3 protein-coding genes are annotated in these 3,988 nt (G+C 72.8%); all 3 read left to right on the forward strand.

What is annotated here, in order from left to right; translation table 11 throughout:
- On the forward strand, nucleotides 1-2,090 hold a 2,090-nt coding region (locus tag VFZ20_RS11475; RefSeq protein WP_329684016.1), incomplete at its 5' end, for an ATP-binding protein.
- Between the two features lie 310 nt (nucleotides 2,091-2,400).
- Nucleotides 2,401-2,883 carry a cupin domain-containing protein gene (locus tag VFZ20_RS11480; RefSeq protein ID WP_329684017.1) on the forward strand — a complete coding sequence of 161 codons (483 nt, stop codon included), beginning with the start codon at nucleotides 2,401-2,403 and terminating at the stop codon, nucleotides 2,881-2,883.
- Between the two features lie 170 nt (nucleotides 2,884-3,053).
- Nucleotides 3,054-3,947: a TIGR01777 family oxidoreductase gene (locus tag VFZ20_RS11485; protein WP_329684018.1), complete on the forward strand. Its 894-nt coding sequence runs from the start codon at nucleotides 3,054-3,056 to the stop codon at nucleotides 3,945-3,947.
- The last annotated feature ends 41 nt before the right edge of the window (nucleotides 3,948-3,988 follow it).

Here is a 3,988-nt window from a genome sequence, read left to right on the forward strand (position 1 = left end):
AGGAGAACGCGCTGCTCGCCATGCGCCTGCAGGACCAGGCCATGGAGCTGGAGATGCAGACGGAAGAGGCGCAGTCGCTCACGGAGGAGCTGGAGCAGCAGGTGGAGGAGTCGTCCGTCCTGCGCGCGCGGGTGGAGCGCGCGGGCGAGCGCCTGGCCGCCATCCTGGACACGCTGGCGGAGGGCGTGGTGCTCGCGGCGCCGGACGGCGGCGTCACCTTTGCCAACCCCGCCGCGCGCCGCCTGCTGGACCGCCTTCCGCGCGATGCCGGGCCCCTGCGCTACGACGGGCACGCGATCGACCTGGACCAGCCCACGCCCCTGGCGCGGGTGCTGCGCGGGGGCGAGGGGCGCGCGCGCGCGGAGCTCACGGTGCCCGCCGCGGACGGCGCCGTCATCCTGCGGATGAACGCCGCGCCCCTGCGCGACGAGCAGGGCCAGGCCGTGGGCGTGGTGGCCTCGTTCCACAACGTCACGGCCGAGCGCCAGGCGCAGAACGCCATGCGGGAGAGCGAGATCCGCTTTCGCACCCTGGCCGACACGGCGCCCGTGCTCATCTGGATGGCGGACCCGGACGGGGGGTGCACCTTTCTGAACCGCTCGTGGCTGGAGTTCACGGGACGGACGATGGAGCAGGAGCTGGGCGACGGGTGGGCCGAGGGCGTGCACCCGGGCGACCGCGAGCGCTGCCTGGAGATCTACCGCGCGAACCTGGAGGCGCGGCGGCCGTTCGCCATGGAGTACCGCCTGCGCCGGGCGGACGGCGAGTACCGCTGGCTGATGGACGCGGGCGTCCCGCGCCTTGACGCCGATGGCGGGTTCGCGGGGTTCGTGGGCTCGTGCGTGGACATCCACGAGCGGCGGGAGAACGAGGAGGGGCTGCGGTTCCTGGCCCAGGCGGGCGCCGTGCTGGCGTCGTCGCTGGACTACGAGGAGACGCTGCGGCGCGTGTGCCGGCTGGCCGTGCCCGTCATCGCGGACTTTTGCGTGGTGGACCTGCTGGAGAACGGCGCCATCCGCCGCGTGGAGGCCGCCACGGCCGATCCCCTGGCCACGGACCTGGTGGACCAGGTGCTGCGGCATCCGCCCACGGTGGACCACCCCGTGCACCCCGTGCCCATCGTGCTGCGCACGGGGCAAACGCAGTTCAACCGCGTGGTGGGCGCGTCCATGACGGACGGCACGGCGGAGCACACGGGCGTGGTGGACCGGCTGGGCATCACCGAGTACGTGGCCGTGCCGCTGCGGGCGGGCACGCAGGTGCTGGGCGTGCTGTCGCTGCTCGTGACCCGCTCGGGCCGGCGGTTCGACGCGGCGGACGTGCGCCGGGCCGAGGAGCTGGGCGTGCGCGCGGGCTACGCCATCGAGAACGCGCGCCTGTACGCCCGCACCCTGGAGGCCAGCCAAGCCAAGAGCGACTTCCTGGCGGTGATGTCGCACGAGCTGCGCACGCCGCTCAACGCCATCCTGGGATACACGGACCTGTTCCTGGCCGGCATCCCCGAGCCGCTGCCGGCCTCCATGGTGCCGCAGCAGGAGCGGGTGCAGGGCGCGGCCCGCCACCTGCGCGACCTGATCGAGGAGGTGCTCTCGTTCGCGCGGCTGGAGGGCGGGCACGAGGAGGTGCAGGCCGCGGACGTGGACGTGGGCGGGATCGCGCGCGAGGCGGCGGCGCTGGCGGAGCCCCTGGCGCTGGAGCGGGGCCTGTCGTTTCGCCTGGCGCTGCCGCCGGCGCCCGTCCCCGCGCGGACGGACGCGCGCAAGGTTCGGCAGGTGCTGCTGAACCTGCTGGGCAACGCGGTCAAGTTCACGGACCAGGGCGAGGTGGTGCTGTCGCTGGACGATGCGGGCGATGCGGTGCTCCTGCGCGTGCGCGACACGGGCCCGGGCATTGCCGCGGGGGACCTGGAGCACATCTTCGAGCCGTTCTGGCAGGCGAACCAGGGATTGAACCGCGAGCACGGCGGATCGGGCCTGGGCTTGGCCGTCGCGCGGCAGATGGCCCGCCTGCTGGGCGGCGACGTGACGGTGGAGAGCGTCCCCGGCGCCGGCAGCACGTTCACCGTGCGCCTGCCGAAGGCGAGTGCGTGAGTGCGTGAGTGCGGGAGTGGGCCTCACCCGCTCGGGGCCCTCACCCGCTCGCTGTCGCTCGCACCCTCTCCCGCAAACTGCGCGGGAGAGGGTGTACACTTCGACGAGCTCCGGGGCGCGTAGCGGCCTCCCGTTCAACGCAGTTCTCCCCCTCCCCCGCGAAGCGGGGGAGGGGGCCGGGGGGAGGGGGCCCTCGCCCGCTGTAGACACTCCGCCATCGTGCAGGAGCCCCACTCACGCACTCACGCACTCACGCACTCACGCACTCACGCACTTTCGCACTTTCGCACTCACGCACTCACGCCCTGCCATGCATCGCGCCAACCAGCTGATCCGCGACCTGCACCTGCAGCCGCACCCCGAGGGCGGCTACTACCGCGAGATCCACCGCTCCACGCTGGGCGTGCACCCGGACGATCGGCGGCCGGCGCGCAGCGCGCTCACCGTCATCTACTTCCTGCTGGACGCGTCCGGCCACAGCCGCTGGCACCGCGTCACATCCGACGAGGTGTGGCAGCACGTAGAAGGGGCGGAGCTGGAGCTGTTCCGCATCGACCCGGAGCTGCGGGAGATGGAGCGGATGCGCCTCGGCGCGCTGGGCGGCGGCGCGGAGCCGGTCCGCGTGATCCCGCCCGGGCACTGGCAGGCCGCGCGGACCACGGGCAGCTACACGCTCGTGGCGTGCAGCGTGGGCCCCGGCTTCGATTTCGCGGACTTCGCCATGCTCGCGGACCATCCGCGCGAAGCCGACCTCGTCCGCCGTCACTTTCCGGATGCGGCACCGCTGGTGTGAACGGCAGTGCGAGAATGCGAGAATGTGAGAATGCGAGAATGCGAGAATGCGAGAATGCGAGAGTGCGAGAGTGCGAGAGTGCGAGAGTGCGAGAGTAACGGCAGGGATGCGATTCGACTCACAGACCTGAGGCGCGAATGACGGATACGAGTTCGACCACTTCGGGACCCATGCGCGTCGCCGTCACGGGCGCGAGCGGGCTCATCGGGCAGGCGCTGGTGGACCGGCTGCGGCGCGAGGGGCACACCGTCGCGCGGCTCGTGCGCGATCCCGCCAAGGCCGCGCCTGGGGACGTCGTCTGGAACCCGGAGGCGGGCACCATCGACGCGGCCGCGCTGGAAGGCATCGACGCGGTCGTGCACCTGGCCGGCGAGAACGTGGGCACGCGCTGGACGGAGGAAAAGAAGCGCCGCATCCTCGCCAGCCGCGAGCAGGGAACGAGCCTCATTGCCCGCACCATCGCCGGGCTGACGCGGCCGCCGCGCGTGCTGGTGCAGGCATCCGCCGTGGGCATCTACGGCGACCGCGGCGACGAGACCCTCACCGAGGCATCGCCGCCCGGCACCGGCTTTCTGGCGGAGGTGGGCCAGGCATGGGAGGCCGCCTCCGCGCCGGCCGAGGCGGCGGGCATCCGCGTCGTCAAGCTGCGCATCGGCGTCGTGCTGACGGCCAAGGGCGGCGCGCTGGAGCAGCTGATGCTGCCGTTCAAGATGGGCGTGGGCGGGCGCATCGGCAGTGGCCGGCAGTGGATGCCGTGGATCTCGCTCGACGACGTCGTGGAGGTCATCCTCCGCGCCATCCGAGACGAGCGCCTGCGGGGGCCGGTCAACACCGCCACGGGCTCCGTGCGCAACGAGGAATTCACCGAGGCGCTGGGCCGCGCGCTGCATCGCCCCACGCTCATCCCCGTGCCCGCGTTCGGCATCCGCGCCCTTTTTGGGCAGATGGCGGACGAGGCGCTGCTCGCCGGCCAGCGCGTGGAGCCCGCCAGACTGAGCGAGATCGGCCACGCCTTTCATCACCCCACCCTGGACGTCGCCCTCGCCGCCGCCCTTCGCGAGTAAGGGCGGCACGCCGGATTGCGGCCGTCGGCTCGTCCTGGGCG

This window comes from Longimicrobium sp. (genome assembly GCF_036280135.1).
Taxonomy (GTDB): Bacteria; Gemmatimonadota; Gemmatimonadetes; order Longimicrobiales; family Longimicrobiaceae; genus Longimicrobium.

Coding starts and splice junctions, on each gene's coding strand:
- VFZ20_RS11480 (WP_329684017.1), top strand. CDS start 2,401: ATGCATCGCGCCAACCAGCTGATCCGCGACCTGCACCTGCAGCCGCAC.
- VFZ20_RS11485 (WP_329684018.1), top strand. CDS start 3,054: ATGCGCGTCGCCGTCACGGGCGCGAGCGGGCTCATCGGGCAGGCGCTG.